Below are 21,577 nucleotides of genomic sequence, written 5' to 3'. Positions count from 1 at the left end.
GCGATGAAGAGGTGGTTGGGCAACGCTGAGACCGCCCTTGGCAATCACAGCGACCGACTGAATGCCATCAACATCTTCCCGGTGGCCGACGGGGACACCGGCACAAACCTATACGTCACGGTGCGGGCGGCCGCGCGGTCTATCACAAGCGGCGGGGACGAACCTGCACAGATGGACGTGGGTGCTGTCCTGGCCACTGCCGGGCAGGCCGCCATGGAAGAGGCCCGCGGCAATTCCGGAACCCTTTTGTCGGTTTTCCTGTGCGCAGCGGCAGAGCCGTTGGCAGGGCACACCCGCCTGACCTCCACCCTGCTGGCAGCAGCCCTGAATCGCGCCCAGATCCGTGCCTGGTCTGCCCTTAGCGACCCCGTTCCCGGAACCATGCTCTCCGTCATGGAAGCCGCAGCGCGTGCCGCAGCCGCCGTCGACGCCGGGCAGAACGGCGACGACAGCAACCACGCCCTGGGACTTGCCCTGGACGCCGCCGTGGAAGGGGCCCTCGCCGCGGTCATCCACACGGAGGACCAGCTGGACGCACTGGCGTCAGCGCACGTTGTTGATGCAGGCGGGGTTGGCATGCTGCTCATCCTGGACTGCCTGCGCTCCGCCATCCTGGGGGAGGAACTCCAAAGCGAACTCCTCGACGGGCTGCACGGCTACGACGTGTCCGATCCGCATATCCATACAGCAATGCCTGACGACGACGGCGTGGAAGTCATGTGCACCATCAGTCTTTCCCCCCTCAATGCAGCCACGTTGCGCCAGCGGCTGGATGAGATCGGCGAGTCTGTCATCATGAGCCAGGTTGGCGGCGGGCCGGACGACGACGGCAATTACCGGTGGCGCGTCCACGTCCATGTTCCTGACGCAGACCCGGCAGTCGGAATCATCCGGTCCCTGGGGGAGCCGGCCAACATCAGCATCAGTGAGCTCGCGTTGCCGGGGGATCCGGCAACCGATGCCGTGAACTCCAGCGGGCATGAACGCTGAGCTGGAGCTGCCGCTGGAACGCCGGCTGGGTAAGCGCTCCGCCGCAGTCATTGAGAAGCACCTGGGCATCACCACTGTGGAGGGGCTGCTCAACTACTTCCCCCGCCGTTACCTCAACCGGGGGGAGTTGACTCCCATCAGCGAGATCCCGCGGGACGAAGAAGTCACCCTGATCGCACGGGTGCTGTCCAGCAGCACCCGCCGGATGCAGGCACGCCGCGGCACCATCACCGACGTCGTTGTCTCCGACGACGACGGGAGGCAGGGCCTTCGGCTGGTGGGCGGCACGGACTACCGCGGCAAAGCGCCGGGGACGCTCAAGATCAGTTTCTTCAATGGTTACAAGGCCCAAGCGGAGCTGCTCCAGGGCCGGCGGGCGCTTTTTTCCGGCAAGGTCACATCCTTCAAAGGGACCCTCGGCCTCACCAACCCCGACTACCAGCTGCTGGACGACGACCCCTTCAGCGGAGACGACCGTGATCCGGAAAAACTGGCAGCCATGCCGATCCCCATTTATCCGGCTACGGCGAAGCTTCCCAGCTGGAGAATTGAAAAGGCTGTCTCAACACTGCTCGAAACCGTGGATCTTGGGTCGCTGCCGGACCCGGTGCCGCCAGCTGTCGCAGCCCGCGAGAAGTTCCTGCCGGTCCCGGACGCCTACCGGCTTATCCACGCGCCGGAGTCAGCCGCTGACTGGCAGCAGGCGCGCCGCCGTTTCCGGTACCAGGAAGCCCTGGTACTGCAGTCCGCCCTCGCCCGGCGGCGCGCCCAGCTTGCCGCAGAGGAAGCCACCGCCCGGCGGCCGGTACCGCAGGGACTGCTGGCCAGCTTCGATGCCACGCTTCCGTTCACGCTGACAGCCGGGCAGGCCGCAGTCGGTGAGACCCTCGCAACCGAACTGGCCAGGGACATCCCCATGAACCGGCTGCTGCAGGGTGAAGTGGGCTCGGGCAAGACTGTGGTGGCGCTCCGGGCCATGCTGCAGGTTGTGGATGCCGGCGGGCAGGCTGCCCTGCTCGCTCCAACGGAAGTTCTCGCCGCCCAGCATTTCGAATCGATCCGCCGCACCCTGGGACCCCTGTCCAGTGACGGACTGCTGGGCGGGACAGCCGCCGCCTCCGTCCAGGTCACGCTGCTCACAGGTTCCATGCCCACAGCCGCACGCAAGCAGGCGCTCCTCGATGCCGCATCAGGGACGGCCGGAATCGTCATCGGCACGCATGCCCTGCTGAGCGACAATGTCACTTTCTACGATCTCGGCCTGATCGTGGTGGATGAGCAGCACCGCTTCGGCGTGGAGCAGCGCGATGCCCTGAGGGCCAAAGCCCGGAAGCCTCCGCACCTGCTCGTCATGACGGCAACCCCCATCCCGCGTACTGTCGCCATGACAGTCTTCGGCGACCTCGAAACATCTGTGCTGGATGAGTTGCCTGCCGGCCGGGCACCGATCGCCACCCACCTGGTGGGGCTCGCCGAGAATCCGGGCTGGGTGCGCCGGATCTGGCAGCGCGCCCGCGAGGAGATTGACGCGGGGCACCAGGTGTACGTTGTCTGCCCCAGGATCGGAACGGACGACGACGGCGATTTCAGTCCGGGGGAGTCGGCACCTCCGGAGGCGGACAGCGAGGATGACGGCGGACGCGAACTCGCATCGGTGACGGCCGTCGTCGAGCATATGCTGGCGGAGCCCGCGCTGGCCGGGGTCCCCCTGGCGCCGCTCCACGGACGGCAGGAGGCCGACGTGAAGTTCGGTGTCATGGATGACTTCGCTGCCAACCGGACCAAACTGATCGTCTCCACCACCGTGATCGAGGTAGGTGTGGACGTCCACAATGCCACCTTGATGGTCATCCTCGATGCCGACCGGTTCGGGATTTCCCAGCTGCACCAGCTCCGCGGCAGGGTGGGGCGCGGCGGACTGCCGGGAACCTGCCTGCTGGTCACTGCACTTGAGCCCGGCCACCCCAGTCGGCGAAGGCTGGAGGCGGTGGCAGCCACCACCGACGGGTTCGCCCTGTCCGAGGAGGACCTGAAGCTGCGGCGTGAGGGCGACATCCTGGGAGCTTCCCAGTCAGGCGGACGCTCCACCCTGAAGCTGCTCCGGGTCCTGGAACACGGGGACGTGATCGCCCGCGCCCGGGAAGACGCCCAGCAAATTGTTGCCGAGGACCCGGCGCTTGCCGCCCGTCCGGAACTGGCCTACGCCATCGAGAAGTACCTCAACCCGGAAAAGGAGGCGTTCCTTGAACGCGGATAACAAGGTGCACACCGGGAGGCCCGGCGGCGCAGACAGGACCATGGCATGACCCGGATCATCGCAGGTGCCGCCGGCGGCACCCCTTTGACGGCCGTTCCAGGTTCCCTCACAAGGCCCACCACGGACCGGGTCAAGGAGGCGCTCTTTTCCCGCCTCGACGCCTTCAACGTCATCACCGGCGCGCGCGTGCTGGACCTTTACGCTGGCTCCGGCTCCCTTGGTGTGGAGAGCGGCAGCAGGGGAGCAACGGCAGTGGACCTGGTGGAGTCCGATGCCAAGGCAAGCGGAGTCTGCCAGCGCAATGCCGACCTGATTAACGGCGTCCTGGGCCGCAAGGCTGTTACTGTCCACCGCTCCAAAGTCGAGCCCTTCCTGGACCGCGCGGCCGCGGGTGACATGTGGGACCTTGTCTTCCTGGATCCGCCGTACCCGCTGGAAGAGGTGGCCCTGCAGGCCGTGCTGCAGAAGCTCTGCCCGCACCTGGCGCCCGGCGCGGTGGTGGTGGTTGAGCGCTCGTCCCGGTCGCCGGAGCCGTGGTGGCCTGACGGCCTCACCCGGTTCGCGGAGAAAAAATACGGGGAAACAAGGCTATGGTTTGCCGAGCCGTTCGTGCCCGATGCCATTGACCCCGATGCCGTTGACGGTGATGATCTTTCCGAGGCTTCGGGAGTGGCAGAAGGCCAGCAGTAGCGGGCCGGCCCTCAGCTCCGTGTATGCCTTAGCGCCGGTCATCGGCCAAGGGGTCAAGGTCCACTCCCGCCAGCACCCTTGCCGGGTGCGGTCCGCGGGCCGTAAGTTCCGCCGTCCACTCCAGGGGCCAGGGGTTCTGGGTGCCGGCGAGGACGATGTTTCCGGGGTAGCGGCCCTCGAACATTCCTGCTTCCGCCACCGCGGCCACATGTGCCATCGCCTGCCGCATAGCGGCGGCCTGGCTCCGGACCAGGGTCAGCCCCGGTTCGTCACCCACGTTGACAATCAGCAGTCCTGCAGGGCTTAGCCGCTCCCGTACCTCCCGATAGAACGCGCTGCACGCCAGGTGCTCCGGTGCATCCGGCCCGGAAAAGATATCCAGGATTACCACGTCGAACCGGAGCGCAGGGTCAAGCCGGGTGAGTGATTCCCTCGCGTCGCCGATGATGGCCTGAAGCTGCGTCCCCTCGGGCAAGGGGAGTTGCCGCAGGACGAAATCGAGCAGCTCACGCTCCAGTTCCACTGCGTACTGCACCGACCCTGGCCGCGTGGCCTGGACATACCGGGCCAGCGTCAGCGCGCCGGCCCCCAAATGCAGTGCAGTGACCGGGTGGCCGCCAGGGGCCGCAAGGTCCACAAGGTGTCCGATGCGGCGAAGGTACTCGTAAAAGATCTCCTCCGGCCGGTCAAGGTTCACATGCGACTGTTCCGCGCCCCCAATACTGAGGACGTAGCTGCCTGCGGTGAAAGCATCCGGTTCTATGGACGCGTGCTGCCCTGTGGTCCGCAGGAACCGCGTCCGACTCTCCGGCCCTCCGGCCATCAGAGCCTGCCGCTGAGCTTGGCGAGCCGCCCGGCAGCTTCTTCGAGGACCTCGGTCCGCTTGCAAAAGGCGAAGCGAAGCAGGCTCCGGGTCCGTTCCGCTCCTTCCGGATGGCAGAAGACCGGGACCGGTATGGCGGCCACGCCCACCAGTTTGGGCAGCCGCCGGGCCAGGTCCACGGCATCCGTGATGCCAAGGGGCTCCGTATCGACGTTGACGAAGTAGGTCCCCTGCGGGGAAAAAACATTGAACCCTGCCGCCCGCAGCCCTTCGGTGAGGATGTCGCGCTTAGCTTTGAGGTTTGCGGCAATGCCCGCGAAGAAGGAGTCGGGAAAAGCAAGTCCGGCGGTGATGGCCTGCTGAAACGGCGTGCCTGAGCTGTAGGTCAGGAACTGCTTGACGGTGCGGGCGGCGGACACAAGCTCTTCAGGGCCAGTCAGCCAGCCAATTTTCCAGCCGGTCAGGGAAAAGGTCTTCCCGGCGGAAGAAATGGTGATGGTCCGCTCCGCGGCAGTGGGCAACGATGCGACCGGGATGTGCCTGGCACCGAAGGTGAGATGTTCATAGACCTCATCCGAGACGATGATGCTGTTGTGCCTGGCCGCAAGTTCCACGATCTTCTGCAGCACTTCGCGGGGGAACACGGCGCCGGTCGGATTGTGGGGGTTGTTGAGGAGCACTACCTTGGTGCGTTCCGAGAAGGCAGCCTCCAGGGCTGCCATGTCCGGCATGAAGTCGGGAGCCAGTAGTGGTGCAGTCACATGGGTTGCGCCGCACAGCCCGATCAGCGCACCGTAGGAATCGTAGAACGGCTCGAGGGTCAGCACCTCGTCACCGGGACCGGCGAAGGCGAGGAGCGACGCGGCGATGGCCTCGGTGGCACCGGTGGTGATGATGACCTCGGTTGCCGGGTCCGGGGAGAGCCCGTAGAAACGCCGCTGATGTGCCGCTACGGCTTCCCGGAGTTCAGGGATGCCCTTGCCTGGTGCGTACTGGTTTGCCCCGGCGGCGATGGCGGCCCGGGCCGCTTCCCTGATCTCCAGGGGACCATCCTCGTCCGGGAACCCCTGGCCCAGGTTGATGGCACCGGTCTGGACTGCCAGCGTGGTCATTTCTTCAAAGATCGTGACTCCCAGCCCTCCATCGGGGGCCAGGAGATTTGCTCCGAGCGCGGCACGGTGCCAGGGAGCGGTAGCCATGGGGGTGGAAACTTCCCTTGGTGGATGCATCCAGTCATGGTATCCCGGCGCTCCCATGGGGTAGGTTCGGAGCATGAGACGCGCTGTGTGCCCCGGTTCCTTCGACCCCATCCACAATGGCCATCTCGAGGTTATTGCACGCGCTGCCAGCCTGTTTGATGAGGTCATTGTGGCTGTCTCCACCAACCAGGCCAAGAGGTACCGGTTCGCGCTGGCTGAACGGTTGGACATGGCCCGGGAAACCCTGGCCTCGCTAAAGGGCATCGTGGTGGAACCGGTAGGTGAGGGCCTGCTCGCCGAGTACTGCCGCCAGCGCGGGGTTTCGGCCATCGTGAAGGGCCTCCGGTCGTCCTCGGACTTTGACTACGAATTGCCCATGGCCACCATGAACCGCCAGCTGAGCGGAGTAGAGACTGTATTCCTGCCGGCCGAGGCCCACTATGTCCACCTGTCCTCCACCCTTATCAAGGAGGTGGCCGGCCTGGGCGGCAACGTGGCCGATTACGTCCCACGTTCGGTGCAGCGCAGGTTCGCCACCGGCGAGCCTGCTCCGGCCCCGCATCCGAAAGGGTAGGCTTGTCCGGTACTTCGGCGCCGCCGGCCTGCCGGTTTGAGTCCCTGCGGCTCTTCGGGCTAACATGGTACGTCGGTCATATGTTCAACAGGAGTTCTCATTAAAAGAGATGCTGGTTCGCCCTTGGTGTTCGACGTCAAGGATCTCGGGCGCAGCCCGGGAAGCATGCGGACACTGAAGGAACATGTACCCGCACCAGGTGACCTTGGTGTGGCGCTCATTGGCGTTCAGGAAGGCTCGGATGTCGAGCTGGACCTGAGGCTTGAGGCCGTACACGAAGGAATTCTGGTATCAGGAACCGTTCTTACCGAGGTAACTGGTGAGTGCGGCCGATGCCTGGATCCCCTTGCGTATGACCTTGAAGTCAATGTGCAGGAACTTTTCTTCTACGAGGGCGTTGAGCTCTCGAACGAAGAAGATGACGAAGAGCAACGTCGAGTCGAGCACGATCTAATCGATCTTGAACCGGTGTTGCGGGACGCAGTGGTGACCGCGCTGCCGTTCCAGCCGGTGTGCCGGGAAGACTGCCAGGGCCTTTGCTCCGAATGCGGAGTTCGCCTGGAAGACGAGCCGGGGCACCACCACGAGGTCACGGATCCTCGCTGGGCTGCCCTAGCTGATTTGGCTAAGCCTGACCGGCAAAATTGATGTGTACGTGTTTGTCTAGAGAGAAATGAGTTAGCCGTGGCTGTTCCCAAGCGGAAAATGTCTCGCTCGAATACCCGCGCCCGCCGCTCCCAGTGGAAGGCGACTGCCCCCCACCTGGTGAAGACCGTAGAGAACGGCCAGGTTACCTACAGCCTGCCGCACCAGGCGAAGGTCGTCACCGACTCGGCCGGCACTGCGCTGTTCCTTGAGTACAAGGGACGCAAGGTCGCGGACGTCTAATCGGCCACTCAGGCTGACATGATGTCTTCAACTGAAGAGCTTCTGAAGCGTCTCGGTGTCTTTATTGACGCCGGGACGCTTCGTCTTGCGCTCACGCACCGTTCCTACGCCTACGAAAACGGCGGCATACCCACCAACGAGCGTCTTGAATTCCTGGGGGACTCCATCCTGGGCTTTTCCGTGACGGACGCACTTTACCGGGACAACCCCGACCTTCCCGAAGGCGACCTGGCAAAGCGGCGCTCTGCCGTGGTCAGCACACGCGCACTGGCAGGCATCGGACGCAGCCTCGGAATTGGCGACTATATCTACCTTGGCCAGGGCGAAAAGCTCACGCAGGGCAAGAACAAGGCCTCCATCCTGGCTGACACCATGGAAGCGCTGATTGGTGCCACCTATGTGTCCAACGACATTGAAACAGCCCGCCAGCTGGTGATGCGCCTCATCGGACCGCTGCTGAAGGACGCTGCTGCGCTGGGCGCGGGTACCGACTGGAAGACCAGCATCCAGGAGCTGGCCGCAAGCCGTCAGCTGGGCGCGATCCACTACGCTGTGGAGGGTTCCGGACCGGACCATGCCCGGACGTTTACCGCTGTCCTCCATCTGGGCGGGACTGCCTACGGCAAGGGCTCAGGCCATTCCAAGAAGGAAGCCGAGCAGGAAGCCGCCGCCGACGCCTGGCGGGTGCTTTCCGGAACTGCTGCCAGCGCCGGGACACGCAAATCCGCCGGTTCCGTCACCGCTACTTAGCGCCGTGCCTGAACTCCCCGAGGTTGAAGTGGTCCGCCGCGGCCTGGTCAGCTGGGTCCGTGGACGGACCATTACCGGCGTCGAGGTCCTCGACCCCCGCTCCATCCGCCGTCACGCACTGGGCGTGGAGGATTTCATCGGGAACCTTGAGGGCGCCACTGTGGCTGACGTTGTCCGCCGCGGCAAGTTCCTCTGGATGCCCCTGGTGGATATGGCTGGCGGAGGCAGGGGCGCCAACGCCGCAGTATCCCCCCGTCCGAAAGTTGCGCTCATGGCCCACCTGGGCATGAGCGGACAGCTCCTGATGCAGGACCGGGAGGTGCCGGATGAAAAACACCTGAAAGTCCGTTTCCGGCTCAGTCCCCGGGACGCCATGCCTGCACAGTTGCGGTTCGTGGACCAGCGGATCTTCGGCGGGCTTTTCGTCACAGCGATGGTTCCTACCGACGACGGCGGTCCGGGAGGCCTGGCCGAATCGCCCCTGCCGCTGATAGCGGAGGAGGCGTCGCATATCGCCCGGGATCCCCTTGACCCCGCCTTCTCCTTCGACCTGTTCTACGGGCGCCTCCGGAAGCGCAGGACCGGCCTGAAGCGGGCCCTGCTGGACCAGGGACTGGTGTCCGGCATTGGCAACATCTACGCGGACGAGGCCTTGTGGCGCGCGAAGCTGCACTTCGCCAGGGCCACCGACACGTTGCGCCGCGCCGATGCCGAAAGGGTCCTCGCTTGCTCCAGGGAGGTCATGCTGGATGCCCTGGCGGCGGGCGGAACCAGCTTTGACTCGCTCTACGTCAACGTTAACGGCGCCTCTGGATACTTCGACCGGTCCCTTAATGCCTACGGCCGTGCAGGGCAGGCCTGCAAACGGTGCGCCAATGCCGGAGTCCAGGCCTCCATCCGACGGGAGCAGTTCATGAACCGGTCCTCGCACACGTGCCCTGTCTGCCAGCCCCGGCCCCGGAACGGACGATGGTAAGCGAGCGCCCTTAGTTTTCGGATTTCTTGAGGCCCTGGGACGAAGCCAGTCCCGGCAGTGACATCCGGAATTGTCCGCCGCAGCCGGGTCGGCGCCGGAACTGTTCATCGGGCACGCCTGGCCGCCCGCCGTGGTGCGCTTACCCAGGGTGGCCCTTGGGGTACGGGTGAAGCTGCCTGACAGGGCACAGCCTTCCGGAATCCGGGACTTTCGCCGGCAACGCAGTAGATTTAGGAAGCGAAGCACCCGCCTCAACCACCCAGGAGATCCGAAAAACCTTGCACCTCAAAAGCCTGACCGTACGGGGGTTCAAGTCATTCGCGTCCGCCACCACCTTTATTTTCGAACCCGGCGTTACTGCCGTGGTGGGTCCCAACGGCTCGGGGAAGTCCAACGTGGTGGACGCCCTTGCCTGGGTCATGGGTGAGCAGGGCGCAAAAACCCTCCGCGGCGGCAAGATGGAGGATGTCATTTTCGCCGGTACGTCCGGCCGGCCGCCGCTGGGCCGCGCCCACGTCTCGCTGACCATCGACAACACGGATGGTGCCTTGCCCATCGAATACAGCGAAGTGACCATTTCGCGGACCCTCTTCCGCGCCGGCGGATCGGAGTACGCCATCAACGGCGCCGGCTGCCGGCTGCTCGACATCCAGGAACTGCTCTCCGATTCGGGCCTTGGCAGGGAGATGCATGTCATCGTCGGCCAGGGCCAGCTGGACCGTGTCCTGCACGCTACCCCGGAGGACCGCAGGGGGTTCATCGAAGAAGCCGCGGGCATCCTGAAGCACCGCCGCCGCAAGGAAAGGACGGTGCGCAAGCTGGAGGCCATGCAGGCCAACCTGCAGCGCCTCACCGACCTCACCGGCGAGATCCGCCGGCAGCTGACGCCGTTGGGCAAGCAGGCCGAAGTGGCCCGGCGGGCCCAGCGCGTCCAGTTCGATGTCCGGGACGCCCGCGCACGCCTGCTCGCGGATGACCTTGTCCAGCTGCAGCTCGCACTGAAAAAGGATGTCGCGGACGAAGCTGCCCTGAAGGAACGCCGTGCCGTTGCCGGCCAGCAGCTGGAGGCCGGCCGCCGGCGGCAGGCCGGGCTGGAGCAACTCGCGGCCGAGGCAACCCCCCAGCTGAACGCGGCAAGGGACACCTGGTACCGGTTATCGGCCACCAGGGAGCGCCTTCGCTCCCTGGGCTCCCTGGCGCAGGAACGCCACCGCCTCCTCGGCTCTGTGGAGCCGCCGCCGGCCGGCCGGGATCCGGAACAACTGGAACGCCAGGCGGCCAGGGTCCGCGAGGAGCTTGCCGAACTGGAGCGGGTCATTCTCCAACGGCAAAGCGCCCTTGTAAAAGCCAGTGCGGCAAAAGCCGAGGCGGAGCGCGAGGCGCTCGCCGAGGACAAACGCCTGACGGCGGAACTGAGGGCAGCCGCTGACCGCCGGGAAGGACTGGCCAGGCTGGCGGGGCAGGTGGCCGCTGCGAGGTCGCGGGTGGAGTCCGCCCAGGCCGAACTGGGCCGGCTGCGCGAATCCCTGGCGGCGGGGGTTGAACGCCGCGCCCGCGCCCAGGCTGAGTTCACGGCGCTGGAAAACCAGGTTGCAGGCGTGGAGGCGGGGGAGGAGTCCCTCGACGCCGATTACGAGGCCGCCAGCGAGGCGCTGGACACCGTGGTAAAAAAGATCGCCGGCCTCCAGGAGGCCGTGGCCGATGGACTACGGAAGCGCGATGCGCTGTCAGCGAGGCTCGATGCATTGAAGCTGGGCCTCGAGCGGAAAGACGGAGCGAGGCACGCGCTGCAGGCGGGCCTTGACGGAATACTGGGCACAGTGGCAGCTGGACTGACGGTGGAGGCAGGTTTTGAACAGGCCATAGCCGCAGCCCTTGGTGAGGCATCCGAGGCAGTCCTGGTCAAGGATGCCGGAACTGCCGCTGCCGTGCTTCAGCTGCTCAAGGATGACGACGCCGGGCGTGCGGCGCTGCTGTTCGCCTCGGCTTCGGGGCTGGAGGCTGCACCGGAAGGCAACGCCGTCGCCCTCCCCGCCGGTGCCCGCTGGGCCGCCGGGCTTGTCAGCTGCGAGGATCCCTACGCCCCGCTGGTTGCGCACCTGCTGTCCGGGGCCGCCGTCGTCCCGGACATCCAGGCGGCGTCCGCCCTGGTTGCCCGGCACCCGGAGCTGACGGCCGTCACCCGCGCGGGGGACATCTTCACTGCCGTGTCCGTCACGGGTGGCTCGGCCAAGGCACCGTCACTCCTCGAGGTGCAGGCGGCAGTGGACGACGCCGAGAGCCGGCTCGCCGAGGTCCGGGGGGGTTTGGAACGGAACAGGTTCGAACTTGCCGCTGGCGAGGCCAGGAGGGCCGAGGCGCAGGATCAGGCGGACGCTGCATTGGAGAGGCTGCATGAGTCCGACGCCAGGCTGGCCGCCGTCGCAGAACGGTTGGGCCACCTTAACTCCGTGCTCCGCAGCGCCGTCGGCGAAAGCGAACGCCTTGGCGCTTCCCTGGCCAGGGCGGAAGCCAACGTCGCGGCAGAAGAGGAAGTCCTCGCCGCTGTGGCGGCCCGCCTGGCGGTAGCCCAGGAAGCACCGCTGGAAGAGGAGCCTTCCACCGAACGCCGCGACGCACTGGCGCAGGCTGCCTCCCGGGCCCGGACCGCCGAGGTGGAGGCGCGCCTCTCACTCCGCACCGCCGAGGAGCAGCTGGCGGCCATCCGCAACCGCGCGGCGTCCCTGGAGCGCGCCGCCGCCACTGAGCGCCGCGCGCGGGAGGAAGCCGCCAAACGCGCCCGCCTGCGCCGCATCCAGGCGCGCCGGGCCGCTGCGGTATCCGCCGCCGTCGGGCAGGCGCTGCGGTACGTGGACGTGTCCGTGGACGCCGCAAAACACGAGCGGGACCTGGCTGAAGAAAACCGGGAGAAACGGGACCAGGCGCTCGCGGAGGCCAGGAGCGCCAACGAGCTGCTGGCCCGGGAAGTTGCCGAGCTCACCGACAACGTCCACCGCGATGAGCTTGCCCGGACCCAGCAAAGGGCCAGGATTGAAGCCCTTGAGACCCGTTCCATCGATGAGCTGGGAATCACCCCGGACGCCCTCGTGGCCGAATACGGGCCCGACGTACCGGTTCCGGTCCCGGCCAATGACAGCGGCGACAAGTGGGCAGCCCTGCGTGCCCCGGTGGACGAGGCCGGAACGGAGATCATCGAGGGCCAGCCCTATGTCCGCGCCGAGCAGGAGAAGCGGCTCCGCAAGGCTGAACGGGACCTCGCCGGCCTGGGCCGGGTAAACCCCCTGGCGCTCGAGGAATTTGCGGCCCTCGAGGAGCGCCACCAGTTCCTCAGCACCCAGCTGGAGGACCTGAAGGCCAGCCGGAAGGATCTGCTGGACATCATCAAAGAGGTGGATGGCCGCGTCCAGCGCGTCTTCACCGAAGCCTTCGAGGACACACAGACGCAGTTCGTCCGGGTGTTTGAGCGGCTTTTTCCCGGCGGGGAGGGGCGGCTTGTCCTTACCGACCCCTCGGACATGCTGACCACCGGTATTGAGGTGGAGGCGCGCCCTGCCGGCAAAAAAATCAAACGCCTTTCACTTCTCTCCGGTGGCGAGCGCTCACTGACGGCGGTGGCCCTGCTCGTGGCGATCTTCAAAGCCAGGCCCTCGCCGTTCTATGTCATGGACGAGGTGGAAGCCGCCTTGGATGACACCAACCTGGGACGTTTGATCACCATCTTCGAGGAACTCCGGGAATCCAGCCAGCTCATTGTCATCACCCACCAGAAACGGACGATGGAAGTTGCGGACGCCCTGTACGGCGTCACCATGCGTGGCGACGGCGTGTCCACCGTGATCAGCCAGCGGCTGGGTGCCAACCTCTAAGGCACGGGCGCACAGTCGTGTAACGGCAGGTCAGGCGCTCCCCGGCCTCCGGGAGGCCTCCGGCGTTTGTGAGAAGCTAGGGGAGTGAATGACATCCTTCCCATAATTCTGTCCATCCTTGCTGCCCTGGTGGTTGTCGGCGGGCTGATTCCGGTCCTGGTGAAGACCCGGAGGAACATCACCCGGTACCCAGGCACCCGTGATGCCAATGACCCGGAAATGCCACGGGGCGGCAGTACAGCGGTGGCTGACAGGCCTGGGGCGGCGGACCGGACGGCGCCGGCCCCTGTGGACCTCGACGGGCTGGAGACCACGGAGGTTCCGGACGACGCCGCGGGCCTGGAAGTCATCCCGGTCGAAACCCCGCTGCCCGTAGCCGGGCGCCTGGTCCGCCTGCGCGAACGGCTGGTACGGTCCAACAACATCATGGGCAAGGGACTGCTCGCGCTGCTGTCCAGCGACAGGATCGACGAGGACGTCTGGGACGAAGTGGAGGAAACCCTCCTCCTGGCTGACCTCGGCACCGAACCCACCATGCAGCTGGTGGATTCCCTGCGCGAACGGGTCAAGGTGTTGGGCACCCGCACCCCGGAACAGGTCAAGGAGCTGCTCCGCGAGGAACTCATCAAGCTCGTGGACCCCACCATGGACCGCAGCCTCAACGTGCAGCGGCACGCTGACAAGCCGGCAGTGATGATGGTGGTGGGCGTCAACGGCGTGGGCAAGACCACCACGGTCGGCAAGCTCGCCCGGGTCCTGGTGGCCGAGGACAAGGATGTCCTGCTCGGCGCAGCGGACACGTTCAGGGCCGCCGCGGCGGAGCAGCTGGCCACGTGGGGCCAGCGGGTGGGTGTTCCCACCGTCAAGTCGGACATCGACGGCGCCGATCCCGCCTCCGTAGCCTATGAAGCCGTCAAGGCCGGCATTGACCAGGAAGTCGATGTGGTCATGATCGACACCGCCGGACGGCTCCAGAACAAGGTGGGCCTCATGGACGAGCTGGGCAAGGTCAAGCGCGTCGTGGAGAAACTCGCCGAGGTGGACGAGGTCCTCCTGGTACTTGATGCCACCACTGGCCAGAATGGCCTGAACCAGGCCAAGGTCTTCTCGGAAGTCGTGAACATCACCGGAATCGTCCTCACCAAGCTGGACGGAACCGCCAAGGGCGGCATCGTCGTCGCCATCCAAAAAACGCTGGGCGTTCCGGTGAAGCTGATCGGACTGGGCGAAGGCGCCGACGACCTCGCCCCCTTCGAAGCCGAAGGGTTCGTCGATGCACTCCTGAACTGACCTGTATCAAGAAAGCCATGAAAACGGCGGCCGTCCCTTGGGGCGGCCGCCGTTTTGTCAGTGAACAGGGTCCACTGTCAGGACTTTACTGTCCGGAGGGTTTCCCTGGTGGCGAGCCAGCTGGCCGCAGCCAGCACCATGATGCCGCCCGTGACGCCGAAGGCCCAGCCGTAGCCCAACTGGTCAGCGAGCACGCCGGCCAGGACAGGCCCAACGATCGCGCCGACGTCGGCCGTCATCTGGTACACAGCCAGGACCTTGCCGCCGGAGCGCCCGTTGCCGATGACGTCGGCCACCGCGGCCTGCTGGGCAGGGCCGAAAAGGCCTGATCCGACACCGGCGACTGCTGACGCTGCCAGGAACCAGCCCAGCCCGGACGTGAAGCCGATGGCGGCCGTGGCGGCTCCGGCCACCAGCAGCCCGGCGACCATCATGGGCCTGCGGCCCAGGGTGTCTGCCAGCCGGCCGGAGAAGGTAAGGGCTGCAGCGTTGCCGGCAGCAAAGACAGCCAACGCAAAGCCTGCCGCTTCAGGTCCCGAACCCAGGGCGGCGACGGCGAACAGCGGAACCGTGGCCATCCGGACACCAAAAGTCGCCCATCCGTTCACGAAGCTGGACAGCAGGGCTGTCCTGTACGCGCCTGCGCCGAGGGCCTCGGCCAGTGGCATGTCGGGTGCGCGGTCCTCCCGCGGTCCGCTGCCCTGGCGCTGGTGGCTCAGCTGGGTCTGGACCACGACGGCGGCCACCACCAGCGCAGCGGCGTAGGCCAGGAAGGGAACCCGCAGCCCGAAACCGGCCAGCAGCCCGCCCACGATCGGGCCGCAGACGTTCCCGACGAGGAAAGCCGAGGCATAGGCTCCCGAAACCCGCCCCCTGCTCTCAGGCGGAGCGAGACGCACCACCAGCGCCATCGAAGCCACGGTGAACATCACCGAACCGGCCCCGCCAAGACCCCGGAAGAGCAGCAGCTGCCAGTAGTCCTGGGCAAAGGCGCAGGCAGCCGTGGACGCAGCCACGATCAGCAGGCCAGTGACGTAGACGGGGCGTTCACCGAGCCGGCCGATCAAGGCACCGCCTGCAGGGGCAAAGACCAGCCGCATGAACGCGAAGATCGCCACAATCACGGACGCTTCGGTATTTCCCACGCCAAAGGTTGTGGCGAACTGCGGCAATACGGGCGCAACAAGCCCGAATCCAAGGGCAATCAGGAAGGCCGCCGCCAGCATCACCTTGATATCGCGCGGGAGCTTCTGCCTGTCCCGACGCAGCATCGAAAAAATCCTTGCTGTGGCGCGGCTCACGCGGGGTTCTGCCGTCATGGTCGAGAGGTCCTTGCATACGTCTGTGCCGGGCACCGGCGGGGGAGGGGAAACATAACCGTAACAAGCCGGATATGCACCATTTACTTCCTAGAGGTTGTTGTAACAGCCACGCAACCTAAAACCTTCGTGGGCGAAACACAGCGCCGACACACTTTTTACAGGACGCAAAAGGCGTTGGCAGGCGGATCATCTCCGCAGTTTCGATCAGGAAGGACGTGCACCATGGAACTTTCCGCAGGTCACGTATGGATTATGGTGTCGGCGGCGCTTGTGCTGCTCATGACACCGGGTCTGGCATTTTTCTACGGCGGCATGACCCGGGCCAAAGCCGCGCTGAACATGATGATGATGAGCTTTATCTCCATTGGCATGGTGGGAGTTGTCTGGGTTCTCTGGGGCGCTTCCATGAGCTCCGGCGAGGGCTTCCTGCAGATCGTCGGCAACCCGTTTGCCACGTTCGGACTGGAAGGCATCGACACCCCTGACGGGCTGATCAAGGTCGGCTACGCCGCCACCTTCGCCATCATCACCGTCGCCCTGATCAGCGGCGCCATCGCGGACCGGGCCAAGTTCGGCGCCTGGAGTGTCTTCGTGCCGGTCTGGGTCACGCTGGTCTACTGCCCCCTGGCATACATGGTGTGGGGCGGCGGACTCTTCGGTCCCGAAGGCGCAGTGGGTCAGGCCCTCGGCCCGGCGATCGACTTCGCAGGCGGCACCGTTGTCCACATCAACGCCGGCGTTGCAGCGCTGGTCCTCGTCCTGATCATCGGCAACCGCAAGGGCTTCGGCAAGGACCCGAACCACCGCCCGCACAACATCCCGTTCGTGATGCTTGGAGCAGCCATGCTGTGGTTCGGCTGGTTCGGCTTCAACGGCGGCGCTGCCGCCACCGCGGAACAGGGCGGCCTGATCTGGGTGAACACCCTCGCCGCCCCCGCTGCCGCAATGCTCGGCTGGCTTGTTACCGAGCGAATCCGCGACGGCCACCCCACCTCGCTGGGTGCAGCCTCCGGCGTCGTTGCAGGCCTCGTCGCCATCACCCCCGCCTGTGCCAACGTCAGCCCGGTCGGAGCACTCGGCCTCGGCGTCGTGGCCGGTGTGGCCTCTGCCCTGGCCGTGGGCCTGAAGTTCCGCTGGGGCTTCGATGACTCGCTGGACGTCGTGGGCGTACACCTTGTCTCCGGCATTATCGGCACCGTTGCACTGGGCTTCATTGCACTGCCCACCGACGGTGTGGGCGGCGGCCTCTTCTACGGCGGCGGCATGGCACAGATGTGGGCACAGCTCGCAGCGGCAGGCATCGCCATCGCCTATTCGGCCATCCTGACGGCGATCATCGCCCTGGCCATCCACAAGACCATGGGCTTCCGGGTCTCGCAGGAACAGGAAACGGTGGGTGTAGACCTCAGCCTGCACGCCGAGACCGCCTACGAGTTCGGCGTCGGTGGCCACGGCGGAAGCTTCCAGCCGCTGCACGACATGATTACCGGCAAGACCCAGACGGACAAGGCGCAGGCTTCCGCAGCAACGGCGGATGCGCAGAAGACCGAATCAGCAACAGGTAAGGAAAGCGTGGGGGCATGAAACTGATTACTGCGATCGTCAGGCCGGAAAAGCTCGAAGCCATCCGGGAAGGACTGGAGGCCTACGGCGTGCAGGGTCTGACGGTCAGCGCGGCCAGCGGCTACGGCCGGCAGCGCGGGTATACGGAGGTCTACCGCGGTGCGGAGTACAACGTGGACCTGCTGCCGAAGATCCGCGTCGAGGTCCTGGCCACGGACGAACAGGCCGACGACATCCTGGACGTCATTATCGCCAGTTCGAACACGGGCCGGGCCGGGGACGGCAAGGTCTGGACCATGGACGTCTCCGAGGCGGTCCGGGTCCGCACCGGCGAACGCGGCGTCGCAGCCATCTAGGGCAGCAACACAAGGCAACAACAGCAGGGCGGGCAGGAAAACCGGAAGGTTTCCTGCCCGCCCTGCTGTTGTCCCTCTTAGTCCCTGGCTGCAGTGGTGGGCCAGCCGGCGGGACCTGCAGAGCCGGCGTCGTACTCCTCCAACGGCACCGCATCCTGCTGCCACGCCTTCAGTACGGGCTCGACAATCCGCCAGCATTCCTCCGCCGTGTCGCCGCGGACCGACAGCAGCGGGTCGCCGGCCAGCACACCTTCAAGGACTTCGCCGTAGGGGAGGAGTTCGGATGCGCTCAGCACCGCATCCAGGGTCACCCGGCCCAAGCTGAAGATGTTGCCCGGCCCGTTGACATCGACGTCAAAGGCCAGGGTGTCCGGCCCGAAGCCGATCCGGAGCTGGTTGGGTGAGTCGACGCCGGTGAAACCCTGCGGCAGGTGGGGGACCGGGCGGAAGGTGACCACGGCTTCCTTGCGTTTCACACCCAGCGCCTTGCCGGACCGCAGGATGAACGGCACGCCTTTCCAGCGCCAGTTATCGATGTTCACCTGGACCTCAGCCAGGGTCTCGGTTCCCCTCGCCGCGTCCACGCCTTCCTCCCGGGCGTAGTCCGGAACGTCCTTCCCCGCCACCTGCCCCGCGGTGTAGCGTGCCCGGCGGGTGGAGCCGGAATACGGGGACCGGACGTTGCTGGCGCGCAGCACCGTGGAAATGGCGTCACGCAGGTCACGTTCGCCGATGCTTGCCGGAGGCTCGATGGCCATCAGTGCCATGATCTGCAGGAGGTGGCTCTGGATCATGTCCCGCAGGGCACCGGCACCGTCGTAATACCGCGCCCGGCCTTCCAGCGCCAGGTCCTCGTCAAAGATAATTTCCACTTTTTCCACGTGCTGCCGGTTCCACACAGGTTCCAGGAAGTTGTTCGCGAAGCGCAGGCCAAGGATGTTCAGCACTGTGGCCTTGCCCAGGAAGTGGTCAACGCGGTGGACGTGGTCTTCGGGGACCAGCCGGACCAGGGTCTGGTTCAGGGACCGGGCAGATTCCTCGCTGGAACCGAAGGGTTTTTCCATCACCAGCCGGGTGCCCGCCGGGACCTGCCCGGGCCGGAGGGACTCGCAGGCGAGCTGGCTGATCCGGGGCGGCAGCGCGAAGTAGACGGCGGTGGGCCCATCGAGAGTGGCAAGCAGCGACGCGAGGGCGCCGTCGGCTGTGACATCCAGCTGGTGGTACACCGTTTCCTTTTCCAGGGCCTGGAGGGCTTCCTTCCCCTCGGGGCCCGCGGACCCTGCTGCTACTGCAAAGGAAGCCTGCACCCGCTCCCGCCACTGCTCAGGAGTCCAGGGATCGGAGCCCGCCCCCACAAGCTGCAGCCCTGCCGCCCGGCCCTTGGCCACCAGCCGGGCGAGGCCAGGCAGCAGCAGCCGGCCGGTGAGGTCTCCTGAGGCGCCGAGGATGAGCAGGGTTCTTACAGTTGGTTGGCTCGTCATTTTGCCAGCATGCCACCTTGAGGTCCCGACTTGGTACCCTAGATAGTCGAGTCCCGATCATCCACTGAAAGAAGTGCACGTCGCGTGTTCAATTCACTCTCTGACCGGTTGACAGCAACCTTTAGGAATCTCCGCGGAAAAGGCCGCCTCACCGAGGCCGATGTTGATGCAACAGTCCGCGAGATCCGCCGTGCCCTTTTGGACGCCGACGTTGCCGTACCAGTAGTCCGTGAGTTCACCGGCCGGGTCCGCGAACGCGCACTGGGTGCCGAGGTTTCGGGTGCACTGAACCCGAGCCAGCAGATCGTGAAGATCGTCAACGAGGAACTCGTGGAGATCCTCGGCGGCGAAACCCGCCGGATCCGCCTGGCCAAGAACGGCCCCACCATCATCATGCTGGCCGGCCTCCAGGGTGCCGGTAAGACCACCCTCGCCGGCAAGTTGTCCAAGTGGCTCAAAGCCCAGGGCCACAGCCCCATGCTGGTGGCGTGCGACCTCCAGCGACCCAACGCCGTCACCCAGCTCCAGGTGGTGGGCCAGCGCGCCAAGGTACCGGTGTTCGCGCCCCACCCCGGTGCCACGTCCACCGAGCTCGACCAGCCCGCAGGCGATCCTGTAGCGGTTGCCCGTGCGGGCGTGGAGGAAGCCCGGCAGAAGCTGCACGACGTCGTGATCGTTGACACCGCCGGCCGCCTGGGCGTGGATACTGACATGATGGAGCAGGCGCGCCAGATCCGCCGCGCCATCGTTCCCAACGAGGTCCTGTTCGTCATCGACTCGATGATCGGCCAGGACGCCGTGAACACGGCGCTTGCCTTCGATGAGGGCGTCAATTTCACCGGCATCGTCCTGTCAAAGCTCGACGGCGACGCCCGCGGCGGCGCCGCCCTTTCGGTCGCGTCGGTCACCGGCAAGCCGGTCATGTTTGCGTCCACCGGCGAAGGCCTGGACGACTTCGAACTCTTCCACCCGGACCGGATGGCTTCGCGCATCTTGGACATGGGTGATGTCCTCACCCTGATCGAGCAGGCGGAGAAGTCCTGGGACAAGGACGAGGCAGCCCGGATGGCGAAGAAGTTCGCCGACCAGGAGGACTTCACCCTTGAGGACTTCCTCGCCCAGATGCAGCAGATCCGCAACATGGGCTCCATGAAGAAGATGCTCATGATGATGCCGGGTGCCCAGAACATCCGCCAGCAGCTGGAGCAGTTCGACGAGCGCGAGATCGACCGCGTGGAGGCCATTGTGCGGTCCATGACCCCGCACGAGCGCGTGGCTCCCAAGATCATCAACGGTTCACGCCGTGCCCGCATCGCCCGCGGTTCCGGAGTCCACGTGTCCGAGGTCAACGGCCTGCTGGAGCGCTTTGCCCAGGCCCAGAAAATGATGAAGAAGATGGCCCAGGGCGGCATGCCGGGAATGCCCGGAATGCCGGGACTGCCCGGTGCCGGCGGCGGGGCCCGGAAGAACGCCAAGAACGCGCCCAAGAAGAAGGCCAAGTCCGGCAACCCGGCCAAGGCTGCGCAGGAGCGCAAGGAAGCCGAGGCCCGCCGGGCCAACGCTGCCAAGGCGCTTCCAACCGGAGCAGCCTTCGGCCAGCAGCCGGGTGATTTCGATCCTTCCCAGCTGAACCTGCCCAAGGGCTTCGACAAGTTCCTCGGCAAGTAACAGCATCCCCAACCCGGTAGCAGCAGATGTCGTTGTGAAGGCTCAGAACGCCACCTGCTGCTACTTACTTGGGTTGTCGCTGTCGTGGAATAGGGTTGGGTCATGTTCAAGCAGAGGGTAGTGTTCGTGCACGGCGCGGGGAGCTTCGGTGCTGCGGCATGGCCCCGGCAGCATGGCATGGCCCTGTCCTTCGACGCCCTGTTCCTGCGCCGGCACGGATACCATCCCACAGCTGAACCCGTCGAGTCCTCTTTCGAGGAGGATGCCCGCATCCTGCTGCGTTCCCTTGTCGATGACGGCCGCGGCATCGCCGGCGGACACGTTGTGGCACATTCCCAGGGCGCCATCGCAGCGATGATGGCCGCCGTCGAACGTCCCGATTTGGTCTACTCGCTGACGCTGGTGGAACCGGACTGCCTGTCCCTGACCGCCGAACTGCCGGCCACGTCGGCACACATCGGGTTAATGCAGCCCCTGTTCGCCGTCCGGCACCAGCTCAATGACGAGGACTTCCAGCGGGAATTCGTCCGCAGAGTCTACGCCACCGATCTTCAGCTGCCGGCCACGGCGGAGGAGAAACGCTCTGCCAGGCGGCTGCGGCTGCAGGCGCCTTCCTGGGAAGCTCCGCTGCACATCGTGCCCGGGGTGCCCACGCTCGTCCTCACCGGCGGCTGGGAACCACTGTATGAGGAAATTGCCGGCTACCTCCGGGAGACCGGGGCCATCCACCGCACTGCCGCAGGCGGTCACCGGCCCCATGACTCCGCCGAGGGGGACCGCATCATCCGGTCCTTCATCAGCGACGCCAGCCGGGTGCAGGCACGCGCGTCCTGACTCCCTCCCGGGGTGCAGCCCCGTCCGGCCGGCCCCCAAATTGCCAGCCG

At 65.9% G+C, this 21,577-nt stretch carries 18 protein-coding genes; 14 read left to right on the top strand and 4 right to left on the bottom strand.

What is annotated here, in order from left to right:
- Positions 1-3 precede the first annotated feature (3 nt).
- Genes FDW84_RS11270 through rsmD form a run of 3 tightly spaced genes read left to right on the top strand, consistent with a single transcriptional unit; the run spans position 4 to position 3,937 of the window.
- Positions 4-990: a DAK2 domain-containing protein gene (locus FDW84_RS11270; RefSeq protein ID WP_138609466.1), complete on the top strand. Its 987-nt coding sequence runs from the start codon at positions 4-6 to the stop codon at positions 988-990.
- Positions 980-3,247, top strand: coding sequence for an ATP-dependent DNA helicase RecG (locus FDW84_RS11265; RefSeq protein ID WP_138609464.1), 2,268 nt, complete (start codon positions 980-982; stop codon positions 3,245-3,247). Before FDW84_RS11270 ends, FDW84_RS11265 begins: the two co-directional genes overlap by 11 nt.
- Positions 3,248-3,292: 45 nt before the next feature.
- Positions 3,293-3,937, top strand: a complete 645-nt coding sequence (gene rsmD / locus FDW84_RS11260; protein WP_138609462.1) for a 16S rRNA (guanine(966)-N(2))-methyltransferase RsmD — start codon at positions 3,293-3,295, stop codon at positions 3,935-3,937.
- 28 nt (positions 3,938-3,965) lie between these two features.
- Here the strand turns inward: rsmD and FDW84_RS11255 are convergent, their stop codons facing one another.
- Both FDW84_RS11255 and FDW84_RS11250 read right to left on the bottom strand, forming a co-directional pair.
- Positions 3,966-4,760 carry a spermidine synthase gene (locus FDW84_RS11255; RefSeq protein WP_171046758.1) on the bottom strand — a complete coding sequence of 265 codons (795 nt, stop codon included), beginning with the start codon at positions 4,758-4,760 and terminating at the stop codon, positions 3,966-3,968.
- Complete coding sequence (locus FDW84_RS11250) at positions 4,760-5,989, bottom strand: aminotransferase class I/II-fold pyridoxal phosphate-dependent enzyme (protein WP_240721481.1); 1,230 nt, start codon at positions 5,987-5,989, stop codon at positions 4,760-4,762. The genes FDW84_RS11255 and FDW84_RS11250 overlap by 1 nt, the downstream gene beginning before the upstream one ends.
- A gap of 43 nt (positions 5,990-6,032) precedes the next feature.
- Here FDW84_RS11250 and coaD point away from each other — a divergent pair, with 43 nt between their 5' ends.
- The 7 genes from coaD to ftsY all read left to right on the top strand — a co-directional run bounded on the left by coaD (position 6,033) and on the right by ftsY (position 14,303).
- Positions 6,033-6,533, top strand: coding sequence for a pantetheine-phosphate adenylyltransferase (gene coaD / locus FDW84_RS11245; RefSeq protein ID WP_138609456.1), 501 nt, complete (start codon positions 6,033-6,035; stop codon positions 6,531-6,533).
- 123 nt (positions 6,534-6,656) lie between these two features.
- Entirely contained in the window at positions 6,657-7,181 is a 525-nt protein-coding gene (locus FDW84_RS11240; protein ID WP_138609454.1) for a YceD family protein, read from the top strand.
- 36 nt (positions 7,182-7,217) lie between these two features.
- Positions 7,218-7,421, top strand: coding sequence for a 50S ribosomal protein L32 (gene rpmF, locus FDW84_RS11235; RefSeq protein WP_009356569.1), 204 nt, complete (start codon positions 7,218-7,220; stop codon positions 7,419-7,421).
- 21 nt (positions 7,422-7,442) lie between these two features.
- Positions 7,443-8,171, top strand: a complete 729-nt coding sequence (gene rnc / locus FDW84_RS11230; RefSeq protein ID WP_138609665.1) for a ribonuclease III — start codon at positions 7,443-7,445, stop codon at positions 8,169-8,171.
- Positions 8,172-8,175: 4 nt separating this feature from the next.
- The gene (gene mutM / locus FDW84_RS11225) at positions 8,176-9,147 is read left to right on the top strand and encodes a bifunctional DNA-formamidopyrimidine glycosylase/DNA-(apurinic or apyrimidinic site) lyase (RefSeq protein ID WP_138609452.1); all 972 of its coding nucleotides are present in this window, start codon (positions 8,176-8,178) and stop codon (positions 9,145-9,147) included.
- Positions 9,148-9,425: 278 nt separating this feature from the next.
- Positions 9,426-13,013 carry a chromosome segregation protein SMC gene (gene smc, locus FDW84_RS11220; RefSeq protein ID WP_171046757.1) on the top strand — a complete coding sequence of 1,196 codons (3,588 nt, stop codon included), beginning with the start codon at positions 9,426-9,428 and terminating at the stop codon, positions 13,011-13,013.
- Positions 13,014-13,097: 84 nt separating this feature from the next.
- A complete protein-coding gene (ftsY, locus tag FDW84_RS11215; RefSeq protein WP_138609450.1) occupies positions 13,098-14,303 on the top strand; it encodes a signal recognition particle-docking protein FtsY in 1,206 nt (401 codons plus the stop codon).
- Between the two features lie 77 nt (positions 14,304-14,380).
- Here ftsY and FDW84_RS11210 read toward each other — a convergent pair whose 3' ends face one another.
- The gene (locus FDW84_RS11210) at positions 14,381-15,622 is read right to left on the bottom strand and encodes an MFS transporter (protein ID WP_371419166.1); all 1,242 of its coding nucleotides are present in this window, start codon (positions 15,620-15,622) and stop codon (positions 14,381-14,383) included.
- Between the two features lie 225 nt (positions 15,623-15,847).
- On the opposite strand from FDW84_RS11210, the gene FDW84_RS11205 reads away from it, so the two are divergent.
- Positions 15,848-17,209 (top strand): ammonium transporter, encoded by a 1,362-nt coding sequence (locus FDW84_RS11205; protein WP_138609448.1) that lies wholly within the window; start codon positions 15,848-15,850, stop codon positions 17,207-17,209.
- Complete coding sequence (locus FDW84_RS11200) at positions 17,206-17,544, top strand: P-II family nitrogen regulator (RefSeq protein WP_138609446.1); 339 nt, start codon at positions 17,206-17,208, stop codon at positions 17,542-17,544. The genes FDW84_RS11205 and FDW84_RS11200 overlap by 4 nt, the downstream gene beginning before the upstream one ends.
- A 77-nt stretch (positions 17,545-17,621) precedes the next feature.
- Here the strand turns inward: FDW84_RS11200 and FDW84_RS11195 are convergent, their stop codons facing one another.
- A complete protein-coding gene (locus FDW84_RS11195) occupies positions 17,622-19,025 on the bottom strand; it encodes a glucose-6-phosphate dehydrogenase (protein WP_138609443.1) in 1,404 nt (467 codons plus the stop codon).
- 84 nt (positions 19,026-19,109) lie between these two features.
- Between FDW84_RS11195 and ffh the strand changes: the two genes are divergently transcribed.
- A complete protein-coding gene (gene ffh / locus FDW84_RS11190; protein ID WP_138609441.1) occupies positions 19,110-20,693 on the top strand; it encodes a signal recognition particle protein in 1,584 nt (527 codons plus the stop codon).
- A 102-nt stretch (positions 20,694-20,795) separates the two neighbouring features.
- Positions 20,796-21,527 (top strand): alpha/beta hydrolase, encoded by a 732-nt coding sequence (locus tag FDW84_RS11185; RefSeq protein WP_138609439.1) that lies wholly within the window; start codon positions 20,796-20,798, stop codon positions 21,525-21,527.
- The last annotated feature ends 50 nt before the right edge of the window (positions 21,528-21,577 follow it).

Source organism: Pseudarthrobacter sp. NamE5 (assembly GCF_005796225.1).
GTDB lineage: Bacteria > Actinomycetota > Actinomycetes > Actinomycetales > Micrococcaceae > Arthrobacter.
This window is presented reverse-complemented; position numbering and strand designations above follow the sequence as displayed.

Coding starts and splice junctions, on each gene's coding strand:
- FDW84_RS11200 (WP_138609446.1), top strand. CDS start 17,206: ATGAAACTGATTACTGCGATCGTCAGGCCGGAAAAGCTCGAAGCCATC.
- coaD (WP_138609456.1), top strand. CDS start 6,033: ATGAGACGCGCTGTGTGCCCCGGTTCCTTCGACCCCATCCACAATGGC.
- FDW84_RS11195 (WP_138609443.1), bottom strand. CDS start 19,025: ATGACGAGCCAACCAACTGTAAGAACCCTGCTCATCCTCGGCGCCTCA.
- rsmD (WP_138609462.1), top strand. CDS start 3,293: ATGACCCGGATCATCGCAGGTGCCGCCGGCGGCACCCCTTTGACGGCC.
- FDW84_RS11205 (WP_138609448.1), top strand. CDS start 15,848: ATGGAACTTTCCGCAGGTCACGTATGGATTATGGTGTCGGCGGCGCTT.
- FDW84_RS11255 (WP_171046758.1), bottom strand. CDS start 4,760: ATGGCCGGAGGGCCGGAGAGTCGGACGCGGTTCCTGCGGACCACAGGG.
- rnc (WP_138609665.1), top strand. CDS start 7,443: ATGTCTTCAACTGAAGAGCTTCTGAAGCGTCTCGGTGTCTTTATTGAC.
- FDW84_RS11270 (WP_138609466.1), top strand. CDS start 4: ATGAAGAGGTGGTTGGGCAACGCTGAGACCGCCCTTGGCAATCACAGC.
- FDW84_RS11210 (WP_371419166.1), bottom strand. CDS start 15,622: ATGACGGCAGAACCCCGCGTGAGCCGCGCCACAGCAAGGATTTTTTCG.
- FDW84_RS11265 (WP_138609464.1), top strand. CDS start 980: ATGAACGCTGAGCTGGAGCTGCCGCTGGAACGCCGGCTGGGTAAGCGC.
- FDW84_RS11185 (WP_138609439.1), top strand. CDS start 20,796: ATGTTCAAGCAGAGGGTAGTGTTCGTGCACGGCGCGGGGAGCTTCGGT.
- FDW84_RS11250 (WP_240721481.1), bottom strand. CDS start 5,989: ATGCATCCACCAAGGGAAGTTTCCACCCCCATGGCTACCGCTCCCTGG.